Here is a 19,530-nt window from a genome sequence, read left to right as displayed (position 1 = left end):
ATAACAAGATTCCTCCAATTTAGAATTAACGTAATTATTTTAGCATAAAGATAGTATAAAAGCAGTAAAAACGACATTTTATAGTATTCTTTACTATTTTTTGTTCAATAGTCAGGCTAGCGAGTTTGTCCGTTTCCTAAGACAATATATTTTGTTGATGTTAATTCTTTTAAGCCCATCGGACCACGGGCATGCAGTTTTTGCGTACTAATACCAATCTCACCACCGAAACCAAAAACACTGCCATCTGTGAAACGCGAAGATGCATTAACATAAACTGCCGCCGCATCGATTTGTTTAGTGAATTGTTGGGCAGTAAAGTAATTATCGGTCACGATTACTTCAGAGTGATGTGTACTAAATGTTTGAATATGCTGAATGGCTTCCTCAAATGAGTCAACAACTTTAACTGCTAGAATATAGTCTAGAAATTCGGTTTCATAGTCAATCTCAGTTGCTAAGGTTGCATTAGGTAAAAAGGCTAGACCCGCTTCGTTACTGCGTAATGCCACTTGATACGTGGCTAACTTTTGAGCTAACTGTGGCAAAAATTCGTGAGCAATGGCTTTATGAACAATGACTGTTTCAGTCGCATTGCAAACGGACGGACGTTGGCATTTTCCATTAACAACAATGTTAACTGCCATATCAAGCTGTGCATCTTGATCCACGTAGACGTGGCAATTACCTGTTCCAGTTTCAATGACAGGAACAGTCGCTGTTTTTACAACTGTTTGAATAAGATTTGCTCCGCCACGTGGAATGAGGACATCGAGATAGTCATTTAATTGCATAAAGTGACGTGCCGTCTCTCGCGATGTATCCGTTACTAATTGAATGGCTTCTTTTGGAAAACCAGCAGCTAATAAAGCGCGTTGCATCACATCAACTAATGCTATATTTGAATGAATAGCTTCTTTACCACCACGTAAGATGATGGCATTTCCTGATTTAAAACACAAACTTGCTGCGTCCGTTGTTACGTTTGGCCGAGATTCGTAGATGATACCAATGACCCCTAATGGTACACGCTGTTTCATAATGGTTAAATCATTAGCATTTTTCCAAACATCATCCGATGTCCCAATAGGATCTGGAAGTGTCACAATTGTTAAGATATCATTGGCCATCACTTCTAATCGTTCACTAGTTAATAATAAACGATCAATCATTGATTGATTAAGGCCGTGTTCTTTTGCTTCGTGGATATCTTTTGCATTCGCTACTAAAATATCATCTTGATAATCTAATAGGTACCTAGCTATCAAGCTTAAGGTCTTGTTTTTATCTGTTGTTGAAGCGAGTGCTAAAAATCGTGCGGCTTGTTGGGCAAGCTGACCCAAATGTTCTAAATTTATCATGACTATTTATCCTTTCAGTTTTAGTGGTTTGGTAATACAAAATGTGTGCCGATAGTTTTACCAGCAATGATATCAAGAATAATGGTTGGATTTTGACCGTTGGCTAAAATCATTTGTTGTTGATGAGAGAATATGATTTTAGCGGCATCCAGTTTGCTTGACATGCCACCAGTACCAAAGTCACTACCTTTGCCACCAGCTGCAGCTTCAAGTTCAGGCGTGATTGCTGTAATTTCTGAATACAATGTTGCATCTGGTGATAGATTAGGATTACTGGAATAAAAGCCATCGATATCTGAGAGCATAATCAATAAATCAGCGTCAGTTAAACCAGCAACAATTGCGGATAGTTTATCGTTGTCACCAAATTTTGTTTGATGATCGAGCTCATCAACAGCGACACTGTCGTTCTCGTTAACGATAGGGACTACACCTAACTCTAGTAGTGAATTAAATGTATTGACGACATTTTTGCGACTTTCAGGATAGTCAACGATGTCTCGGGTTAATAAAACTTGAGCGGTTTGTTGATTATAATGGTTAAATCGTTGAGAATAGATTTTTATGAGTTCCGCTTGCCCAATTGCAGCAACTGCTTGTTGTTCTGAAATTGTTTTAGGACGGCGCTCCCAACCTAGACGTTGGATTCCAGCCCCGACAGCGCCAGAAGATACTAAGATAACTTCATAACCTTGATTGACTAATGCGCTTAAAGTAAAAGCTAGTTGATCAATCGATGTGAGATTCATCTTACCATTTGGTAGCATAAGTGAACTGGTTCCAACTTTAATGATTAAGCGTTTGAGTGTAGAAAAGTGACGTGACAAAAGAACCCCTCCAAAATTTTAGATTATATGGTTGATTTCATTGACTTAGACTTAATTAAAAATGACTAGTTATATAGTTATTTTTTTGCAACATAACAGTGAAAACTAGTTATGAACGAGGTAATAAATGATGAAAATAGACAGTCAGTCAAATTGATTTAGTCTGATTATAACATGGTCTAAATTAAAAAGGGACTATGGATCATTCTGCTTTAATATTTGATTATTATTGACATTAAAAATAGATGATAGACATTCATATTTTAGCTTTTACCAGAGGTTAATTTCGACTTACTTCCTATATTATGGGATGAAAAATTTAGTAATGTAAGAATTAGATTAAAAGACTAGCTTTCTAGTTATCTCGTAGTATAATAGCTCTTATGTTTTGTAGAATATGATTTGAAAAAGTGGTTGGAGTTACTAGTATAAAAAGGAGTGTATAAACGTGAGTCGTGTAGCTCAAAATGAAAATTTGAATAAATTCACAGTGGGTGGCGCATTAATTGCGATGGGGGTTGTCTATGGTGATATTGGGACGAGTCCGCTTTATGTAATGAAGGCGATTATTGAAGGTAATGGTGGTTTGACAAAAATTTCTGATGCTTTTATTTTGGGATCCGTATCATTAATTTTTTGGACCTTAACTTTATTGACGTCTGTTAAGTATGTCATGATTGCCTTAAGTGCAGATAATGATGGTGAAGGTGGTATTTTTTCCCTGTATACCTTAGTTAGAAAAATGAGTCCGTGGTTAATTTTCCCAGCAATGCTAGGTGGCGCGACTTTGTTAGCTGATGGTGTTCTGACACCCGCGGTTACGATTACAACCGCTGTTGAAGGCCTTAGAGGTATTCCAACGTTTTATGATACGTTTGGTAATAATCAACATGTCATTATAATTATAACCTTGGTTATTGTGCTACTTCTTTTTGCGATTCAACGGATTGGAACACAAAAAGTTGGTATCGCATTTGGTCCATTAATGTTTGGCTGGTTTACTTTTATTGGCGGGATGGGGTTGTACAACTTTTTTAAAGATATCACCGTGATTCGGGCCTTAAATCCTTACTATGCTTTTCACTTGTTAGTTTCTGATGAAAACACAATGGGATTATTCATTTTAGGTAGTGTGTTTTTAGCGACAACTGGTGCTGAAGCATTGTATTCAGACTTAGGACATGCTGGGCGTTCTAATATCCGTGTCAGTTGGCCTTATATTAAAGTTTGTTTGACACTGAATTATTTCGGTCAAGCTGCTTGGGTTTTAAGCATTAAAGATGATGCCTATTATCAAAATATTAAGTCACTGAATCCATTTTTCAGGATGATGCCTGATTCATTTGCTGTTTTTGGCGTGTTGTTTGCCACTCTCGCAGCTGTGATTGCGTCACAGTCACTCATATCAGGGTCATATACACTGGTTTCTGAAGCAATCAAGTTACGATTGTTGCCACGTTTAAAAATTATTTATCCAACAAATCAGAAAGGACAACTCTATATTCCGGCTGTTAATACATTATTATTGGTTGGTTGTATGGGAATTATTGTCTCTTTCCGAACGTCTGCTAGAATGGAAGCTGCTTATGGATTAGCAATCACAATAACGATGCTAATGACGACGATTTTACTTCTATTCTATCTTTTACAACAAAAAGCACCCAAGACAGTATCTTTTATTATCTTTATCTTTTTTGCAGGGATTGAAGTGATTTTCTTTATTTCTAGCGCCACTAAATTTTTACACGGTGGTTATGTAGCGGTATTAATTGCCTTGCTAATTTTAAGCATTATGTTAATTTGGCATCGTGGAAATAGTATTCAAGAAAAAAGTTCACGTCGTGTGTCGTTATGTGACTACCGTGATCAATTAGATGAGTTGCGCCATGATATGACAGTGCCGAAGTATCAAACCAATTTAGTTTTTTAACATCTAAAATTAAAGGTCATCAAGTTGCTAGTGAATTAATGTATTCGATTCTTGACAAACGACCAAAACGTGCCGAGGTTTATTGGTTTGTTAACGTCTTTGTTACTAACGAACCGTATACCCAAGAATATTACGTCGATACGTTAGGAACTGACTATATTGTCAATGTCCAATTACGTTTGGGTTTTCGGATGAATCAAGAAGTAAATGTGTACTTAAGACAAATCGTAAATGATTTGATGGCTGATGGTACGATTAAAAAACAACCACAAAAATACACCATTACGCCTGGTCGGAATGTCGGCGATTTTGCCTTTGTTTTAATTCATGAAGAATTGACCCGTGTTACATCTTTAAGTACGCTCGACACGCTGGTTATGCAAGCTAAACTAGCGATTAAAAAAGTCGCTTTTGATCCAGCACGTTGGTTTGGTCTAGAGTATAGTGACGTAATTGTTGAACATGTGCCTCTTGTTGTTGGTCGTCAAAAAGACGTCGGTAAACTAGAAAAAGTGCAAGTGAATAATTTTGAAGACGAGGATGATTAAATAAGTCTAACGGCTGTTGCTTCAAAAAGACACTAAAAAACCACAATAAAAAAGAGAAGTCGTTTAGTAGCCACTGTTTTAGCAGATAATTAATGCTAAGGATTGTGTCCGATTAAAAGACTTACTCTTTTTTATTTGTTATAATTAAGTATTGGTAAAACAAAAGAGGATGGTAGAGAATATGGGGAAAATTCGAGGATTTGAAAAAGTAACAACATTTGCTGAGGTGAACCTACCCAAAAGGGCCACCAAACACGCTGCAGGGTATGATTTTGAAGCAGCAGCTGATGTCGTGATTCCTAGTATTTGGAAGTCAGGAATTGCATCAGCTCTAAAATTAGCTTTAGCACCTGGAAAATTTGAGTTAGATGCACAGATGAAACAACAAGTGAAACCAGTCTTAGTTCCAACTGGAATTAAAGCATATATGGGGCCAGATGAATTTTTACAGTTGTGTAACCGTTCAAGTAACCCGTTAAAAAACTTTTTACTATTAGGTAATGGTGTTGGTGTCATTGATAGTGATTATTATGGCAATGCTGATAATGAAGGTCACATCATGTTTCAATTTTTAAATTTTGGGTTAACAGATGTGACGATTAAAAAAGGGGACCGTATCGGGCAAGGCATCTTCTTACCATTTTTAAAAGCAGATAGTGATGAAGTGATGAGTACTCGAACAGGTGGTTTTGGTTCTTCTGGTAAATAGAGCATAAAAGAGTTAAGCAAACATAAAAGAAAGTTCACACAATTATGCTACACTAAAGAATGCATCAGATTAGGAGAGTGAGTATGGCTAAGAAAAAGCGTACAGAATATATTTGTCAAAACTGCGGGTATATCTCACCTAAATACTTAGGCCGTTGTCCCAATTGTGGAGAATGGAATTCGTTAGTAGAAGAGGTATCCGACGAAAAACCAACGCGACACAGTCGAGTTAGTTTAGCAGGGAAAAAAAATAAAGCTGAAAAATTGAATGATGTTGTTCGCACGCGTGAAGCTCGAGTGAAAACAGACTTAGGCGAATTGAATCGTGTGTTAGGTGGCGGAGTTGTTCCAGGGTCTTTAGTCTTAATTGGTGGTGACCCAGGAATTGGAAAGTCGACACTTCTATTACAAGTGTCTCAACAGCTAAGTAAGCTAGAAGGTGACGTTTTATATGTGTCGGGAGAAGAAAGTGCCCAACAAATAAAAATGCGTGCTGAACGTCTGGATGACGGAGCAAATGATTTTTATGTGTATTCTGAGACAGACATGAGTTCAGTTAGACAAACAATCGATGAGTTGCGTCCAGATTATGTCATTATTGACTCTATTCAAACAATGGTTCATCCCGATATTGATAGTGTTGCTGGTAGTGTTAGCCAAGTAAGAGAGACAACTGCTGAGTTAATGCAAATTGCCAAAACGAATCAAATCGCAATCTTTATTGTCGGTCACGTCACAAAAGAAGGGTCACTAGCCGGTCCGAGAATGTTGGAACATATGGTTGACACTGTGCTTTACTTTGAAGGTGATCGACACCATACGTATCGTATTTTACGAGCAGTAAAAAACCGTTTTGGTTCAACAAATGAAATTGGGATTTTTGAGATGCGTGAGCAAGGACTTGTCGAAGTGACGAATCCCTCTGAGGCCTTTTTAGAAGAAAGGATTGACGGCGCAACTGGCTCTTCAATTGTTTGTTCGATGGAAGGTACGCGACCAATTCTAGCAGAGGTACAAGCTCTAATCACACCATCTGTCTTTGGTAATGCGAAACGAACAGCAACGGGACTTGATTACAATCGTGTGTCGTTAATTATGGCAGTCCTTGAAAAACGTGCGGGATTAATGTTGCAAAACCAAGATGCTTATCTAAAAGCAGTTGGTGGGGTGAAATTAGATGAGCCAGCAATTGACTTATCGATTGCTATCAGTATTGCATCTAGTTATAAAGATCGTGGTACATCGCCTTTTGAGTGCTTTGTTGGTGAAATTGGCTTGACCGGTGAAATTAGACGGGTTAATCGCATTGAACAACGTGTTGCTGAAGCACAAAAATTAGGCTTTAAGAAAATTTATGTTCCGAAGAATAGTTTACATGGTTGGCGTGTTCCAACTGACATTGAAGTTGTTGGTGTCGAAACAATCGCTGAAGTGTTGCGGAAGGTTTTCCAATAAGAAAGGAGGAAATGGACAGATGAAAAAAATATTTATGATTGTGCTCGCTGCCATCGGTTTTGGTATTGGTAGCGCAGCATTGCCAGATGTTTGGCAAATGGCTAATCTCGGTCAGATTACCTGGTTAAATAGTGATGTGGTTAATGGTGGAATTGGTGCTATTATTTTTCTTATTCTTGCGATGCTAACCTTTGACCAATTTGCTAAATCAGTTAAACAAATTGAAAAAATGATTACAGAAAAAAGTTTACCCGATTTAGTTTTGGGTAGTGTGAGTATTATTATTGGTTTATTATTAGGAGCGTTAGTTTCAGTTCCACTCTATTCCATTAAAATTGCGTATTTAAATACAATCTTGCCGGCAATAGTGATGTTATCACTGGGGTATTTAGGATACCGAGTAGGGACGGCTAAAACGAAATTAGATGAGTGGAAAAAAATCATGACGACGCGAAATAAAAAGCCTGCTGATGACGTGCTTGACCGCAAAGTTGATGATCATTTTCGCAAATATAAAATTCTTGATACAAGTGTGATTATCGATGGTCGAATTTATGATGTTGCACGGACTGGATTTATAGAAGGGACGCTTTTAATTCCTAATTTTGTGTTATATGAACTACAGTATATTGCTGATTCTGGTGATAGTATGAAACGTGTGCGCGGACGTCGTGGCTTAGATATTTTAAATGCCTTACAAAAAGAAGATGGTATCTCTGTTGAAATGTATGAAGGTGACTTTGATGATATTCAAGAAGTTGACAGTAAGCTTGTTAAGCTAGCGAAATTACTAGATGGTATTGTTGTGACCAATGATTTTAATTTGAACAAAGTTTGCGAGTTTCAAAACGTGATGGTGTTAAATATTAATGCACTCGCCAATGCTGTGAAACCAGTCGTGATTCCGGGTGAAACGATGGAAGTGGTTGTCATGAAAGATGGGACTGAGCGTCAGCAAGGTGTAGCCTATTTAGATGATGGTACAATGGTTGTCGTAGAAGATGGGAAGCACTTTATGAGGGAAAAGATAACAGTTGTTGTCACAAGTGCGCTCCAAACGGCTGCTGGGCGAATGATTTTTGCTAAACCGGCACATTCACAAACGAAAATTGATGAATAAGTCAAGGGATATCCTTTACTATTCAAGTGATTGAGGGTAAAATTTAAGTGTGACTAAGAATTGAAAACTTAGATGAGGAAGGTAATTTTAATGACAAAAAAAGTTCGTGTACGATACGCACCAAGTCCAACAGGGCATTTACATATTGGAAATGCTAGAACAGCATTGTTCAATTATCTTTATGCTAGACACCATGATGGCGATTTTATTATTCGTATTGAAGACACTGATTCAAAACGTAATATTGCGGATGGCGAAAAGAGTCAATTAGAAAATTTAGCATGGTTAAATATTGATTGGGATGAATGCCCAGAAAATCCTGGGAAATATGGTCCTTATCGTCAGTCAGAACGAGCAGATATTTATTTGCCGTTAATTGACCAGTTATTAGCTAGTAATTTAGCTTATAAATGCTACTGTACAGAAGAAGAACTAGAAACTGAACGCGAAGCACAACGTGCACGCGGCGAAATTCCTCGCTATGGTGGCAAATGTGCGCATTTAACACCTGACCAACAAGCAGCAAAAGAAGCGGAAGGTATTACTCCAGTCGTCCGTTTCCGTGTACCAAAAAATAAAGAATTTACGTTTGATGATATGGTGAAAGGTGATATTACCTTTGAATCGGATAGCGTCGGTGGTGACTTCGTCATTTTAAAACGTGATGGTATGCCAACCTATAATTTTGCGGTAGCAGTTGATGACCATTTAATGGAAATTACACATGTTTTACGTGGTGATGATCATATTGCTAATACGCCAAAACAATTAATGATTTATGAAGCATTTGGTTGGACACCGCCAAAATTTGGTCATATGACTTTAATTATTAATAGTGAAACAGGCAAGAAGTTAAGTAAACGTGATGAAACAATTCTACAATTTATTGAGCAATATCGTGAATTGGGTTACTTACCTGAAGCAATGTTCAACTTTATTTCATTACTAGGCTGGTCTCCAGTTGGGGAAGAAGAAATCTTTAGTCAAGATGAATTAATTAAAATCTTTGACGCTGACCGTTTAAGTAAATCACCTGCAGCTTTCGATAGCAAAAAACTAGAATGGGTAAGTAACCAATATGTGAAACAATTAGACCGTGAAGTCATTGCAGAAATGGCGACACCTTATCTAGTTAAAGCTGGTTTAGTTGAAGCTGATCCATCAGTAGAAAAACGTGAATGGATTGCTGAATTAGTGAGCCTTTATCAACCACAAATGAGCTACATTGGTGAAATTGTTGAGTTGTCAAAATTATTCTTTAATGATACATTAGAGCTATCTGTTGAAGCAAAAGAAGTTCTAGCTGGTGAAACAGTTCCAGCTGTATTAGCTGCATTCACAGAAGAAGTAACTAAGATGGATACGTTAGATGTACCAACAATTAAAGCTGGCATTAAAGCTGTTCAAAAAGCAACTGGCGTTAAAGGGAAAAACTTGTTTATGCCAATTCGAGTAGCAGTTAGTGGTCAAATGCATGGCCCAGAACTAGCTGAAACGATTATGTTATTAGGTAAAGATAAAGTCTTAAATCATATTCAACAAGCAACTAAATAGTAAGATGTTGACGAAAAGAGTGATCGGATGATTTGTCATTAGAGAGTTTGCGGGTGGTGTAAGCAAACCAAATCCTGATTGTGTGCATTTCCGAGTCTTTTTTGACGATAGTAGGTAGTCAAAGACGAGTGATAGTCGTTACACTATTGTAAAAGGTAAAGTGTATTTACTACATTTTACGAATAAAAGTGGAACCACGTAGAGAGCGTCTTTTAGTCAATTGACTAAAGAGGCTCTTTTTATATGTTAAATGCTGTTAAAAGGAGGGTGAGGTTATGAGTTTACGTGAAGATGTTCAGACCATTAAAGCCAAAGACCCAGCTGTAAAATCCACGCTTGAAGCGGTATTAACCTATCCTGGTTTACATGCTTTGTGGGCACATAAAGTGTCACACTTTTTTTATCGCCATCACCTTTATTTTTTAGCCCGTGCCCATTCACAATTTTGGCGATTTTTAACAGGTGTCGAAATTCATCCTGGAGCGACGATTGGTCGACGTGTGTTTATTGACCACGGAATGGGTTTGGTCATTGGAGAAACGACAATTATTGGTGATGATGTTACCTTATTTCACGGGGTAACACTTGGTGGGACTGGCAATCATGTAGGAAAAAGGCATCCAACAATCAAGAATGGGGCACTAATCTCAGCCCATGCCCAAATTCTTGGACCGGTAACAATTGGTGAATCAGCTAAAATTGGTGCATCAGCGGTTGTATTAACCGATATACCAGATTTTGCTACTGCTGTAGGGATTCCGGCAAAAGTTGTTAAAACGAAATCAAATTAAGGAGGGGATGTTAATGTTAATTTACAACACATTGACTCGTCAAAAAGAAGAATTTAAAACGATTGAACCGAATAAAGTGCGAATGTATGTGTGTGGCCCAACAGTTTATAATTATATTCATATTGGAAATGCTCGCAGCAGTATTTCATTTGACACAGTACGTCGCTATTTAGAATACAAAGGGTATGAAGTGAATTATATTTCTAACTTTACAGATGTGGATGATAAAATTATCCGAACAGCAAAAGAAGAGGGCGTGACGACAAAAGAGTTAGCAGACAAATACATTGCTGCTTTTACCGAAGATACCGGTAAGCTGAATGTTAAACCAGCCTGCCAACACCCACGCGTGATTGATCATATCGAGGATATTATTTTGTTTGTTGCAGATTTAATTGCTAAAGGATATGCTTATGAATCACAAGGTGATGTGTATTATCGCGCTAGAAAGTTTAAAAATTATGGGGCTTTAAGCAACAAAAGTTTGGATGAACTAGAAGTTGGTGCTAGCCAAAGAACTGGTGATGAGCAAGCTAAAAAAGAAGATCCGCTCGATTTTGCACTATGGAAACAAGCTAAAGAAGGTGAAGTATCATGGGAATCTCCTTGGGGAGCAGGACGTCCAGGCTGGCATATTGAATGTTCAGTCATGGCGACTAAACATTTAGGTGATACGATTGATATCCACGGTGGTGGACAAGATCTAGAGTTTCCGCATCATGAAAATGAAATCGCGCAGAGTGAAGCAAAAACTGGACAAACATTTGCGAACTACTGGATGCACAATGCCTATTTAACAGTTGGTGAGTCTGGTGAAAAAATGAGTAAATCATTAGGTAATTTTGTGACGGCACATGACTTGATGCAACAAGTCGATCCAGAAATTATTCGTTTTACTTTAGCAACAACACATTACCGTCGTCCAATGCCTTTCAATGAAACAATCATTAAAGAAGCAGAAACTAATTTGAAGAAAATCAAGAATAGTTATGACAAAGCAGATTTTCGATTGGCTAGTGGAGTTGAAGGCTTAGAGAGTGATGCAGATTCTCTGGCTGACTTGGAAGTTTTTCAGGCTGACTTTGAAAAAGGGATGGATGATGATTTTAATGCAGCAAATGGTATCACAGTTGTTTATGCTTTAGTAAAATGGCTTAATACTTATTTAGAGCAAGAGCGTGTATCAATTCCTGTTATTATGACCGCTCAAACGATGTTAGCAGAATGGATGCTAATCTTTGGTATTCAATTGATGACGGAAACAGATGATTTATTAGATGCTGATATTGATGCATTAATTCAAGAGCGAAATGATGCTAGACAAGCACGTAATTTTGCCCGTAGTGATGAAATTAGAGATGAATTGAAAGCGCAAGGAATTGTATTAAAAGATACGCCACAAGGCACGAGATGGAGTCGTAGTTAATGAAAGAAATTAAAGAGTCAACATTATTAAGCGGATTAACATTAGCGTATATAGGTGATGCTGTTTATGAAGTCTATATTCGTGATTATTTGATTCAATCAGGCTATACTAGACCCAATCAATTACATAAATTAGCGACAAATTATGTCTCAGCAAAAGCACAACATTTTTTAATTGAAGAAATGCTTGCTGCAAACTTTTTACTAGAGACAGAAATTGCGATGTATAAACGTGGTCGTAATGCTAAAAGCCATACCAGTGCTAAAAATACGTCGGTGTTTACTTACCGATCTTCGACTGGATTTGAGGCTTTGGTTGGTTATTTACATTTGACTGGACAAAAAGAACGACTGGATGAATTTGTTACATGGGCAATTCAGAAGATAGGGGAAAAAAATGAAACCAAAAAATAATAAGCATATGAGGCGTGATAAACAACAACCTCGACATCAAGCGAAAGAAGTATCCACACTAGTTGAGGAAGACGTAATCGATGACGTAGTATTTGGTCGGCATGCGACAATTGAGGCAATGAACGCTAAGCGAGGTAATAAGTTATTCTTACAAGAAGATTTGAATGCAGCACGTGTAGAAGAACTAAAAGAGGTTGCGGCTGCTCATGCAGTGGCAATTAAATGGGTTAAAAAAAGTAAACTAGATGAAATGACCAATAAAGAAAATCACCAGGGAATTGTTTTAAAAATCACTCCTTACGAATATTGGGAATTAGATGATTTACTAGCTCAAGAAACAACTAACGATAATCGTTTCTTCTTAATTTTAGATAGTATTATGGATCCGCACAATTTAGGGTCAATTATGCGAACAGCTGATGCGACAGGTGTTGATGGGATTATTATTCCTAAACATCGTGCAGTAGGTATCACACCTGTTGTGGTCAAAACCTCGACGGGTGCAGTTGAGCATATTCCAGTTGCTCGTGTTACGAATTTAAATCAAGCAGTGAAAAAGATGAAAGCTAATAATATTTGGGTCTTTGGAACAGATATGGTCGGAACTGATTACAGACAGTGGAATGTTGCCGGTGATATTGCATTGATTATTGGAAATGAAGGAAAAGGTATGAGTCAATCATTGAAAAAAGAAGTGGATGAAATGATTACAATTCCGATTCAAGGACATGTACAAAGCTTAAATGCGAGTGTTGCAGCAAGTCTCTTGATGTATGAAGTCTTTAGAAAGCGAGTATAGCATGACTAAAAAGCGCTTAAAGTCTCAAGTGTTATTTGTAGATGGTTATAATATGATTGGTGCTTGGCCAGAATTGCAACGATTAAAAAAACATGAACGTCTCGCTGATGCCAGAGATTTATTGCTCTTTATGCTATCGAATTATGCTAAATACCAGGGGATTGATATTATCGTTGTTTTTGACGCACAGTTAGTTCCAGGGATTCAACAAACTTATGAAAAATTTGGGTTAACTGTTATTTTTACTAAAGAAGAGGAAACAGCAGATACTTATATTGAGCGAGAAGCTGGTCAACGTATTAATCCATTAACTCATGTCCGAGTAGCAACTAGTGATTTAGCTGAACAATGGGTTATCTTTTCCCAAGGGGCTTTACGAGTTTCTGCACGAGAGTTATATAAAAATATTGAAGAATCAGAAAAAAGTATTAAAAATGATGCAGAAGATTATCGTTTTTCTAATTATCGCCGGAATTCTCCATGGTCAAAAGAACAATTAGGTGAGCTACAAAAATATTTTGATAACATACATTAAAATAGAAACAAAACAAAAAAAGAACGTTAGTTCTCTTTTTTGTTTTGTTATTCAATGATATTCTGATTGTGAAGAAAGGCACATGTAGGAGAAAATAATTAATGAATGAAAAAGAACTGACAGAGTATATTTTTTCTATAAAATCTGGAAATGACGATTTTTTTGAAAGCGTATTCAAAACGTATGAACCTGTTGTTTTTAAAATCAAAAAAAAATATCACTTAATTGATTTTGAGCCTGATGATTGGCTTCAAGAGGCACGTTTTGTTTGCTATCAATCAATTATGAATTATGATCAGTCTAAGGGGTTAACATTTGGTTTATTTTACAAGATAAGCTTGGAACGCTATTTTATTAGTTTATTAAGACGCCAAGAAGCAAAAAAACGCAGTGGCAATAAAAAGTTGCAATCACTTGACGATTTAAATGGAGAAAATTTACCAAAATCTGGCAGTGGTTTTAATTGTGACGACAGGGTTAATTGGGAAGATTATATTTATATTCGTGATTGTATAGATCAAGTTTGGTGTGGATTATCATTTTTAGAAAAAGAAGTCTTGCAATATTATATAGAAGGGCTAGAGATTTCAAGTATTGCTTGTAAATTAAATCAAAGTGAAAAAGTCATTCAGAATGCTTTTAGCCGAGCAAAAAAAAAATTTAAAGTTCGGCTAATGAAGTAGCTATTGAAGCTGTTGATATACTAAAAATAAAAAGTGCCTTTCTTTTTAACATTAAAAATGGCTTATATCTATTGAAAAGCAGGTTATAATATGGTAAAATTTGTAATTCTTATTATTTTGTGGTATGGTAATATGGAGAGGTGAATACTATGGCAGCCAATATCATAACAATCAAAAATCAATTAGAGGATAAAATCGGGAGTCGTATTACGTTAATTGCACAATCTGGTCGTAAAAAGCAAAGCCAGCGCAGTGGAGTTCTTGCTGAAACGTATCCATCTGTTTTTGTGGTGGATTTGGATCAAGATGAAAATGCATTTGATCGAGTATCTTATAGTTATCGAGATATTTTAACAAATAGTATCGAAGTGTTATTTACTGAAGATGAAGATTTAATCGTTTAAGGCTCAAGTTCCTAATTTTATGTTAGTTGAATTAGGGCTTTTTTTTTAGCTTATTACTCAAGGAGGATTTATGAAAAAATTATTATTTGTTTGTTTAGGTAATATTTGTCGGTCACCGATGGCTGAAGCAGTTATGCGACAAAAGGTTAAAGAAGCTGGCCTAGCTAATAAGGTGATAGTTGCTTCTGCAGCAACTGGTAGCTGGAATTTAGGCAATGAACCACATGATGGAACTAAGAAAATTTTGGATGATCATGGTATCGATTATAGTGGGATGATTGCAACAAAAATTACACTAGCTGATTTTGAGACATATGATTATATTATTGGTATGGATGAAGCTAATATCCGTGATTTGTTAGCTTTAGCTCCAACTGAAGCTGACAAAGCCAAAGTCAATTTATTGTTAGCTGGTCTAGCTACTGACACACATGAGGTGCCTGATCCTTACTATACAGGAAATTTTGATTTAACTTATGATTTAGTCAATCAAGGTACAGACTATTGGTTAGAACAATTAAAAAAATAATAAATTAATGCCACACAAAGCTTAATAATACTAGCTTTGTGTGGCATTAATTATTTTGATTTAAAATAGTTTTTTTAATTTATCTTCTAGTTTGTGATGCCGTTTTTCTTGCTCACGTTGTGCTAAAAAATTATTTGGGACAAAAATATCATCCAAATCAACTGGTGTATCAACTGCATAAACCAAACCAATTGTTTCTTCTTTTCCTTTATCGTGATCAGTATCAACTAAACGGAAATTTTTTTCATAAGTCTGTGCTAATTTCATGTAGTGGTCTTGAGCTGGTAAGCTAACGTTTGCGTTAATCAGAAAATGACCGCGATCAAACGTATTGAGACGCTCAATAATCAAATTATCGTATTTTAGAGATTCCATTTCTTGAATCGTTAAAGCTAACACGACACGCTCACGAAACGTTCCTAAAAATAATTTTTGTTCATCTGGTCTTAGTTGTGGCGCACCGAATAGTCCTTTATCTAAGTAGTCTTGTACATCTTTATTTGCCATCGTCTCACTCCTTCAATATCTTGGCTTAATCTACCATAATTATAACACATCTGAATAATTTTGCATGGTTAACAAAAAGTATTGCTTTTCAGAATTAAATTCGCTAAACTGTTTATTGTGAATGAAAATCATTCTCAATAAGGAATTATGGAGAGAATACACTTGAAAAAGAGAATTCCCATTATACTATTATTTTTTTTAGCTTGTTTGTCGTTGTTTGTGGGTGTTCAAGATGTGTCTATTCAAGATATCTCACGTCTATCGACACAAGAAAGTATCGTTTTTTGGAGTACACGCGTGCCACGCACGCTTAGTTTAATTATTGTGGGCGCGATTAGTAGTGTATCTGGTCTAATCATGCAGCATCTCACGCAAAATAAATTTGTGTCGCCAACGACTGCCGGGACAATGGACAGCGCACGTTTAGGGATGTTAATTGTAATGCTCTTTTTGCCTAATGCTTCAGTCTTCTTGCGTTCGGGAGTCGCTTTTGTTTTTGCCTTTTTAGGCACGTTGTTGTTTATTCATTTGACTAATTATTTGCCAGCAAAAAATCAACTTATGGTACCTTTGGTCGGTGTGATGTTTGGTAACATTATTGGATCATTTGTTACTTTTTTTGCTTATCAATTTCAATTAATTCAAAATATGAGCTCATGGTTACAAGGTAACTTTTCAATGGTTGTACGCGGTGATTATGAACTGATTTATGCAACGGTTCCTGTTCTTGTAGTATGCTATTTCTTTGCTTATCGGTTTACACTAGTCGGCATGGGGGAAGATTTTGCTACAACTGTGGGTGTGAATTATCGTCGGACTCAGCGAATTGGCTTATTGCTAGTCTCATTGGCCAGTAGCTTAGTTTTAGTTACGGTTGGCAGTCTGCCATTTTTAGGAGTCATTGTCCCAAATATTGTGTCTTATTATTTTGGTGATCAGTTGCAACGAACGCTTTGGTTGACTGCACTATTTGGAAGTATTTTTTTAGTTGTTTGTGATTTGATTGCTCGTGTGGTTATTGCACCTTATGAAGTCCCTGTTAGTTTAGTCGTAGGTATTTTTGGCAGTTTGGCGTTTATCCTGTTACTAGTTAGGGGGTACCGTCGTGCTAACTAAAATGAAGTATTTATCGGTCATAAATAAAATCTGTCTATTAAGTTTAGTGACATTAGGTGTGTTAATTTTATTTTTAACCTACCAAACGTATGGTAACTGGGAATTTGCGTTATTTCTACGAGGAAAAAAATTGTTAGCGTTCCTAATTGTTGGCATCTTAACCTCTTGTGCAACAATTAGTTTTCAGACATTAACACATAATCAATTTTTGACGCCAAGTATTTTAGGTTTTGATTCATTGTATGTATTAATCCAAACTGTTTTATATTTTTTCTTTGGTACTGTAACGGGTCTAATTGTGACACATAAAGGTTTATTTTTTTTCAGTAATGTCAGCTTGATGGTCGCCATTAGCGTCATGTTATTCACCTTTTTATTGAAGAAAGGCCAACACGACTTATTTTTATTATTGATGGTTGGAATGATTCTAGGGACACTTTTCCGGAGCTTAAGTACATTTTTACAAGTAGCAATGGATCCAAATGAATATGATAAATTGCAAGGTAAACTATTTGCTAGTTTTAATAATATTGACGTGACATTGCTAGTGTATCTAGTGCCAGTTGTTATATTAATTTTACTATTATATCTATTATTGGCGACTCGTTTAGATGTTTTACATTTAGGTGTCGAACAAGCGATTAATTTAGGTATTCACGTACCGAGATTACGTCTTTTTCTATTGATTTTGATTAGTGTCTCTGTTGCTATTTCAACAGCATTAGTAGGACCGATTACGTTTCTTGGTTTTATCGTGGCTAATGTTACATATCGTTGGTTAGGTACTTATCGACACCGAGCGTTATTTATTGGCAGTTCGCTAATCAGTATCTTTTTATTAGTATGTGGTCAATTTTTAGTGGAACACGTTTTCCAAATGAATACAACACTTAGCGTGGTTATTGAATTTAGTGGTGGACTATATTTCGTCTGGAAAATTATTAAGGAGCGAGGTGTATCTTAGATGTTAATTGAAAAGGTCACTAAAAAATATGGAACGGCAGTAGTTGTTGATGGCGTAGATGTTGACATTAAACAAGGGCACTTAACAGCTTTTATTGGGCCAAATGGTGCAGGAAAGAGCACTCTGCTTTCGATGATGAGTCGATTGCTTGATAAGGATTCAGGGGGTATCTATGTTGATGGTACTGAAGTAAAATCATGGAAACAAACAGAATTGGCGAAAAAAATGTCGGTTTTAAAACAAGCCAATAGCGTGCAATTAAAAGTAACCGTTCGTGAACTGGTTGCCTTTGGACGTTTTCCTCATAGTAAGGGACGTTTAACTACAACGGATCAAGAAAAAATTGATTCAGCGTTAAATTATCTAAACTTAGTTGAGATTGCTGAACGGCATATCGATACATTGTCAGGTGGGCAACTACAACGCGCTTATATTGCGATGGTTCTTGCACAAGATACTGATTATATTTTTTTAGATGAGCCTTTAAATAATCTTGATATGAATCATGCCGCGAATTTGATGAAAATCATGAAAAAATTAGTGATTGAGACAGGTAAAACGGTGGTTATTGTTTTACACGATATTAATTTTGCTGCAAGTTACGCAGATGATATTGTGGCAATGAAGCAAGGAACAGTCTTTAAAGCAGGTCCTACATCTGACATTATCACCAAACCTGTTTTGGATCAATTATATGATATGAATATTCGTATTTGCGAATTAGAAGGGACTAGATTTTGTTTATACTTTAATGAATAAAGGGGAAATGATTGAATGAAAAAAGGAAAAAATTTTTTAATAGTCACTTGTTTTATAGGGTTATTAGTACTTGGAGGGTGTGGAGCAAAGGCAAAACAAGCAACTACTATGTCATCAAACCAAGTTAAAAACGAGGTAGCAACAGTAAAAACAATTCAAGTCACAGATAGCCAAGGAAAAGACAAAGAGGTGCCTGTTAAACCATCAAAAGTAGTCGTTTTTGATATGGGAGCATTGGACACAATTAATTCGTTAGGTGACAAAGAGGCTGTCATTGGTGTTCCAACAAAAACGTTACCTAGCTACTTAAAAAGTTTCGATGAAAAAGAATCAGTAGGTGGCATTAAGGAACCAGATTTTGAAAAAATTAATGCACTAAAACCTGACTTAATTATCATTTCTGGTCGTCAAGAAGATTCGCGTGAGATGTTAGAAAAAATAGCACCAACACTTTATCTAGGTGTAGATGCGAATAAACCATGGGAATCAACAAAACAAAATATTCAAACATTAGGAACTATTTTTGATAAAAAAGAGGTCGCAGATAAAAAAATTGCTGAGCTAGATAAAAATATAGCTACTCTTAATGAAAAAGCATCTAATAGTCAGTTAACTGGCTTAGTGACACTTGTGAATGAGGGAAGTTTGTCAGCTTATGGTTCGGGCTCACGATTTGGTATTGTTTACGACACGTTTGGTGTGCTTCCGGCTGATACAACGATTAAGCCATCAACACATGGACAAGATATTTCATATGAATATATTCTAGAGAAAAATCCTGATATATTATTTGTTGTCGATCGGACCAAAGCTATTGGTGGAGACACGAGTAAAAATAATATTGCAACGAATGAATTAATTTTACAAACAAAAGCTGGACAAACTGATAAGGTGATTTCTTTAACACCAGATGTCTGGTACCTTGCTGGTGGTGGTATTGAATCTACTCAAGTCATGATAGATGATATTGCTAAAGGATATAATAAGTAAGTCTATTGTCATGTCTGAAAAACTGATTACTACAAAGGTAGTAGTCAGTTTTTTATTTGCAATGGCTGTCATGGATAGGACTATCTTTTTAAATCGAATTCCTTTAAACTA

Annotated in this window: 19 protein-coding genes and 1 pseudogene; 17 read left to right on the top strand and 3 right to left on the bottom strand. The window is 36.3% G+C overall.

Going from position 1 to position 19,530, the window contains the following annotated elements; all coding sequences use genetic code 11:
• Positions 1-116 precede the first annotated feature (116 nt).
• Positions 117-1,361, bottom strand: a complete 1,245-nt coding sequence (locus tag BW732_RS04445) for a glutamate-5-semialdehyde dehydrogenase (RefSeq protein WP_077275650.1) — start codon at positions 1,359-1,361, stop codon at positions 117-119.
• 20 nt (positions 1,362-1,381) lie between these two features.
• Positions 1,382-2,188, bottom strand: a complete 807-nt coding sequence (proB, locus tag BW732_RS04440; RefSeq protein ID WP_077275649.1) for a glutamate 5-kinase — start codon at positions 2,186-2,188, stop codon at positions 1,382-1,384.
• A 511-nt stretch (positions 2,189-2,699) separates the two neighbouring features.
• Between proB and BW732_RS04435 the strand changes: the two are divergent.
• The 13 genes and pseudogenes from BW732_RS04435 to BW732_RS04375 all read left to right on the top strand — a co-directional run bounded on the left by BW732_RS04435 (position 2,700) and on the right by BW732_RS04375 (position 15,083).
• A pseudogene (locus BW732_RS04435) lies at positions 2,700-4,666 on the top strand (KUP/HAK/KT family potassium transporter).
• 181 nt (positions 4,667-4,847) lie between these two features.
• Positions 4,848-5,375, top strand: coding sequence for a dCTP deaminase/dUTPase family protein (locus BW732_RS04430; RefSeq protein ID WP_077275648.1), 528 nt, complete (start codon positions 4,848-4,850; stop codon positions 5,373-5,375).
• An 83-nt stretch (positions 5,376-5,458) separates the two neighbouring features.
• The gene (gene radA / locus BW732_RS04425) at positions 5,459-6,829 is read left to right on the top strand and encodes a DNA repair protein RadA (RefSeq protein ID WP_077275647.1); all 1,371 of its coding nucleotides are present in this window, start codon (positions 5,459-5,461) and stop codon (positions 6,827-6,829) included.
• 19 nt (positions 6,830-6,848) lie between these two features.
• Positions 6,849-7,949, top strand: coding sequence for a PIN/TRAM domain-containing protein (locus BW732_RS04420; RefSeq protein ID WP_077275646.1), 1,101 nt, complete (start codon positions 6,849-6,851; stop codon positions 7,947-7,949).
• 90 nt (positions 7,950-8,039) lie between these two features.
• Positions 8,040-9,503 (top strand): glutamate--tRNA ligase, encoded by a 1,464-nt coding sequence (gene gltX / locus BW732_RS04415; RefSeq protein ID WP_077275645.1) that lies wholly within the window; start codon positions 8,040-8,042, stop codon positions 9,501-9,503.
• A gap of 275 nt (positions 9,504-9,778) precedes the next feature.
• A complete protein-coding gene (epsC, locus tag BW732_RS04410; protein ID WP_077275644.1) occupies positions 9,779-10,294 on the top strand; it encodes a serine O-acetyltransferase EpsC in 516 nt (171 codons plus the stop codon).
• Between the two features lie 7 nt (positions 10,295-10,301).
• Positions 10,302-11,720 carry a cysteine--tRNA ligase gene (gene cysS, locus BW732_RS04405; protein WP_077275643.1) on the top strand — a complete coding sequence of 473 codons (1,419 nt, stop codon included), beginning with the start codon at positions 10,302-10,304 and terminating at the stop codon, positions 11,718-11,720.
• A gap of 8 nt (positions 11,721-11,728) precedes the next feature.
• Positions 11,729-12,133 carry a Mini-ribonuclease 3 gene (locus BW732_RS04400; RefSeq protein ID WP_077276863.1) on the top strand — a complete coding sequence of 135 codons (405 nt, stop codon included), beginning with the start codon at positions 11,729-11,731 and terminating at the stop codon, positions 12,131-12,133.
• Positions 12,117-12,932 carry a 23S rRNA (guanosine(2251)-2'-O)-methyltransferase RlmB gene (gene rlmB, locus BW732_RS04395; protein ID WP_077275642.1) on the top strand — a complete coding sequence of 272 codons (816 nt, stop codon included), beginning with the start codon at positions 12,117-12,119 and terminating at the stop codon, positions 12,930-12,932. The genes BW732_RS04400 and rlmB overlap by 17 nt, the downstream gene beginning before the upstream one ends.
• On the top strand, positions 12,907-13,467 hold the full coding sequence (locus BW732_RS04390) for an NYN domain-containing protein (protein WP_228414972.1): 561 nt from the start codon (positions 12,907-12,909) through the stop codon (positions 13,465-13,467). The genes rlmB and BW732_RS04390 overlap by 26 nt, the downstream gene beginning before the upstream one ends.
• A gap of 101 nt (positions 13,468-13,568) precedes the next feature.
• On the top strand, positions 13,569-14,150 hold the full coding sequence (locus BW732_RS04385) for a sigma-70 family RNA polymerase sigma factor (RefSeq protein ID WP_077275640.1): 582 nt from the start codon (positions 13,569-13,571) through the stop codon (positions 14,148-14,150).
• 149 nt (positions 14,151-14,299) lie between these two features.
• Positions 14,300-14,554, top strand: a complete 255-nt coding sequence (locus tag BW732_RS04380) for a Veg family protein (RefSeq protein WP_077275639.1) — start codon at positions 14,300-14,302, stop codon at positions 14,552-14,554.
• 70 nt (positions 14,555-14,624) lie between these two features.
• Positions 14,625-15,083 (top strand): low molecular weight protein-tyrosine-phosphatase, encoded by a 459-nt coding sequence (locus BW732_RS04375; protein WP_077275638.1) that lies wholly within the window; start codon positions 14,625-14,627, stop codon positions 15,081-15,083.
• A 60-nt stretch (positions 15,084-15,143) separates the two neighbouring features.
• Here BW732_RS04375 and BW732_RS04370 read toward each other — a convergent pair whose 3' ends face one another.
• Entirely contained in the window at positions 15,144-15,590 is a 447-nt protein-coding gene (locus BW732_RS04370; protein WP_077275637.1) for a YueI family protein, read from the bottom strand.
• A gap of 162 nt (positions 15,591-15,752) precedes the next feature.
• Here BW732_RS04370 and BW732_RS04365 point away from each other — a divergent pair, with 162 nt between their 5' ends.
• The 4 genes from BW732_RS04365 to BW732_RS04350 are packed head-to-tail and all read left to right on the top strand — an operon-like array spanning position 15,753 to position 19,419.
• Positions 15,753-16,706 carry an ABC transporter permease gene (locus BW732_RS04365; protein WP_077275636.1) on the top strand — a complete coding sequence of 318 codons (954 nt, stop codon included), beginning with the start codon at positions 15,753-15,755 and terminating at the stop codon, positions 16,704-16,706.
• Between the two features lies 1 nt (position 16,707).
• Positions 16,708-17,670: an iron chelate uptake ABC transporter family permease subunit gene (locus BW732_RS04360; protein WP_077276862.1), complete on the top strand. Its 963-nt coding sequence runs from the start codon at positions 16,708-16,710 to the stop codon at positions 17,668-17,670.
• Complete coding sequence (locus BW732_RS04355; protein WP_077275635.1) at positions 17,671-18,429, top strand: iron ABC transporter ATP-binding protein; 759 nt, start codon at positions 17,671-17,673, stop codon at positions 18,427-18,429.
• Positions 18,430-18,444: 15 nt separating this feature from the next.
• A complete protein-coding gene (locus tag BW732_RS04350; RefSeq protein ID WP_077275634.1) occupies positions 18,445-19,419 on the top strand; it encodes a siderophore ABC transporter substrate-binding protein in 975 nt (324 codons plus the stop codon).
• Positions 19,420-19,530 lie beyond the last annotated feature (111 nt).

Source organism: Vagococcus penaei, assembly GCF_001998885.1.
Classification (GTDB): Bacteria; Bacillota; Bacilli; order Lactobacillales; family Vagococcaceae; genus Vagococcus; species Vagococcus penaei.
Note: the sequence above shows the minus strand (reverse complement) of the source record. Positions and strands in the feature narration are given on the sequence as shown.

What these genes read in the sequence shown, in the direction of transcription:
- BW732_RS04350 (WP_077275634.1), top strand. Translation starts at nt 18,445, where the DNA reads ATGAAAAAAGGAAAAAATTTTTTAATAGTCACTTGTTTTATAGGGTTA.
- cysS (WP_077275643.1), top strand. Translation starts at nt 10,302, where the DNA reads ATGTTAATGTTAATTTACAACACATTGACTCGTCAAAAAGAAGAATTT.
- BW732_RS04385 (WP_077275640.1), top strand. Translation starts at nt 13,569, where the DNA reads ATGAATGAAAAAGAACTGACAGAGTATATTTTTTCTATAAAATCTGGA.
- radA (WP_077275647.1), top strand. Translation starts at nt 5,459, where the DNA reads ATGGCTAAGAAAAAGCGTACAGAATATATTTGTCAAAACTGCGGGTAT.
- BW732_RS04430 (WP_077275648.1), top strand. Translation starts at nt 4,848, where the DNA reads ATGGGGAAAATTCGAGGATTTGAAAAAGTAACAACATTTGCTGAGGTG.
- gltX (WP_077275645.1), top strand. Translation starts at nt 8,040, where the DNA reads ATGACAAAAAAAGTTCGTGTACGATACGCACCAAGTCCAACAGGGCAT.
- BW732_RS04375 (WP_077275638.1), top strand. Translation starts at nt 14,625, where the DNA reads ATGAAAAAATTATTATTTGTTTGTTTAGGTAATATTTGTCGGTCACCG.
- epsC (WP_077275644.1), top strand. Translation starts at nt 9,779, where the DNA reads ATGAGTTTACGTGAAGATGTTCAGACCATTAAAGCCAAAGACCCAGCT.
- BW732_RS04355 (WP_077275635.1), top strand. Translation starts at nt 17,671, where the DNA reads ATGTTAATTGAAAAGGTCACTAAAAAATATGGAACGGCAGTAGTTGTT.
- rlmB (WP_077275642.1), top strand. Translation starts at nt 12,117, where the DNA reads ATGAAACCAAAAAATAATAAGCATATGAGGCGTGATAAACAACAACCT.
- BW732_RS04360 (WP_077276862.1), top strand. Translation starts at nt 16,708, where the DNA reads ATGAAGTATTTATCGGTCATAAATAAAATCTGTCTATTAAGTTTAGTG.
- BW732_RS04420 (WP_077275646.1), top strand. Translation starts at nt 6,849, where the DNA reads ATGAAAAAAATATTTATGATTGTGCTCGCTGCCATCGGTTTTGGTATT.
- BW732_RS04390 (WP_228414972.1), top strand. Translation starts at nt 12,907, where the DNA reads ATGAAGTCTTTAGAAAGCGAGTATAGCATGACTAAAAAGCGCTTAAAG.
- BW732_RS04445 (WP_077275650.1), bottom strand. Translation starts at nt 1,361, where the DNA reads ATGATAAATTTAGAACATTTGGGTCAGCTTGCCCAACAAGCCGCACGA.
- BW732_RS04380 (WP_077275639.1), top strand. Translation starts at nt 14,300, where the DNA reads ATGGCAGCCAATATCATAACAATCAAAAATCAATTAGAGGATAAAATC.
- BW732_RS04370 (WP_077275637.1), bottom strand. Translation starts at nt 15,590, where the DNA reads ATGGCAAATAAAGATGTACAAGACTACTTAGATAAAGGACTATTCGGT.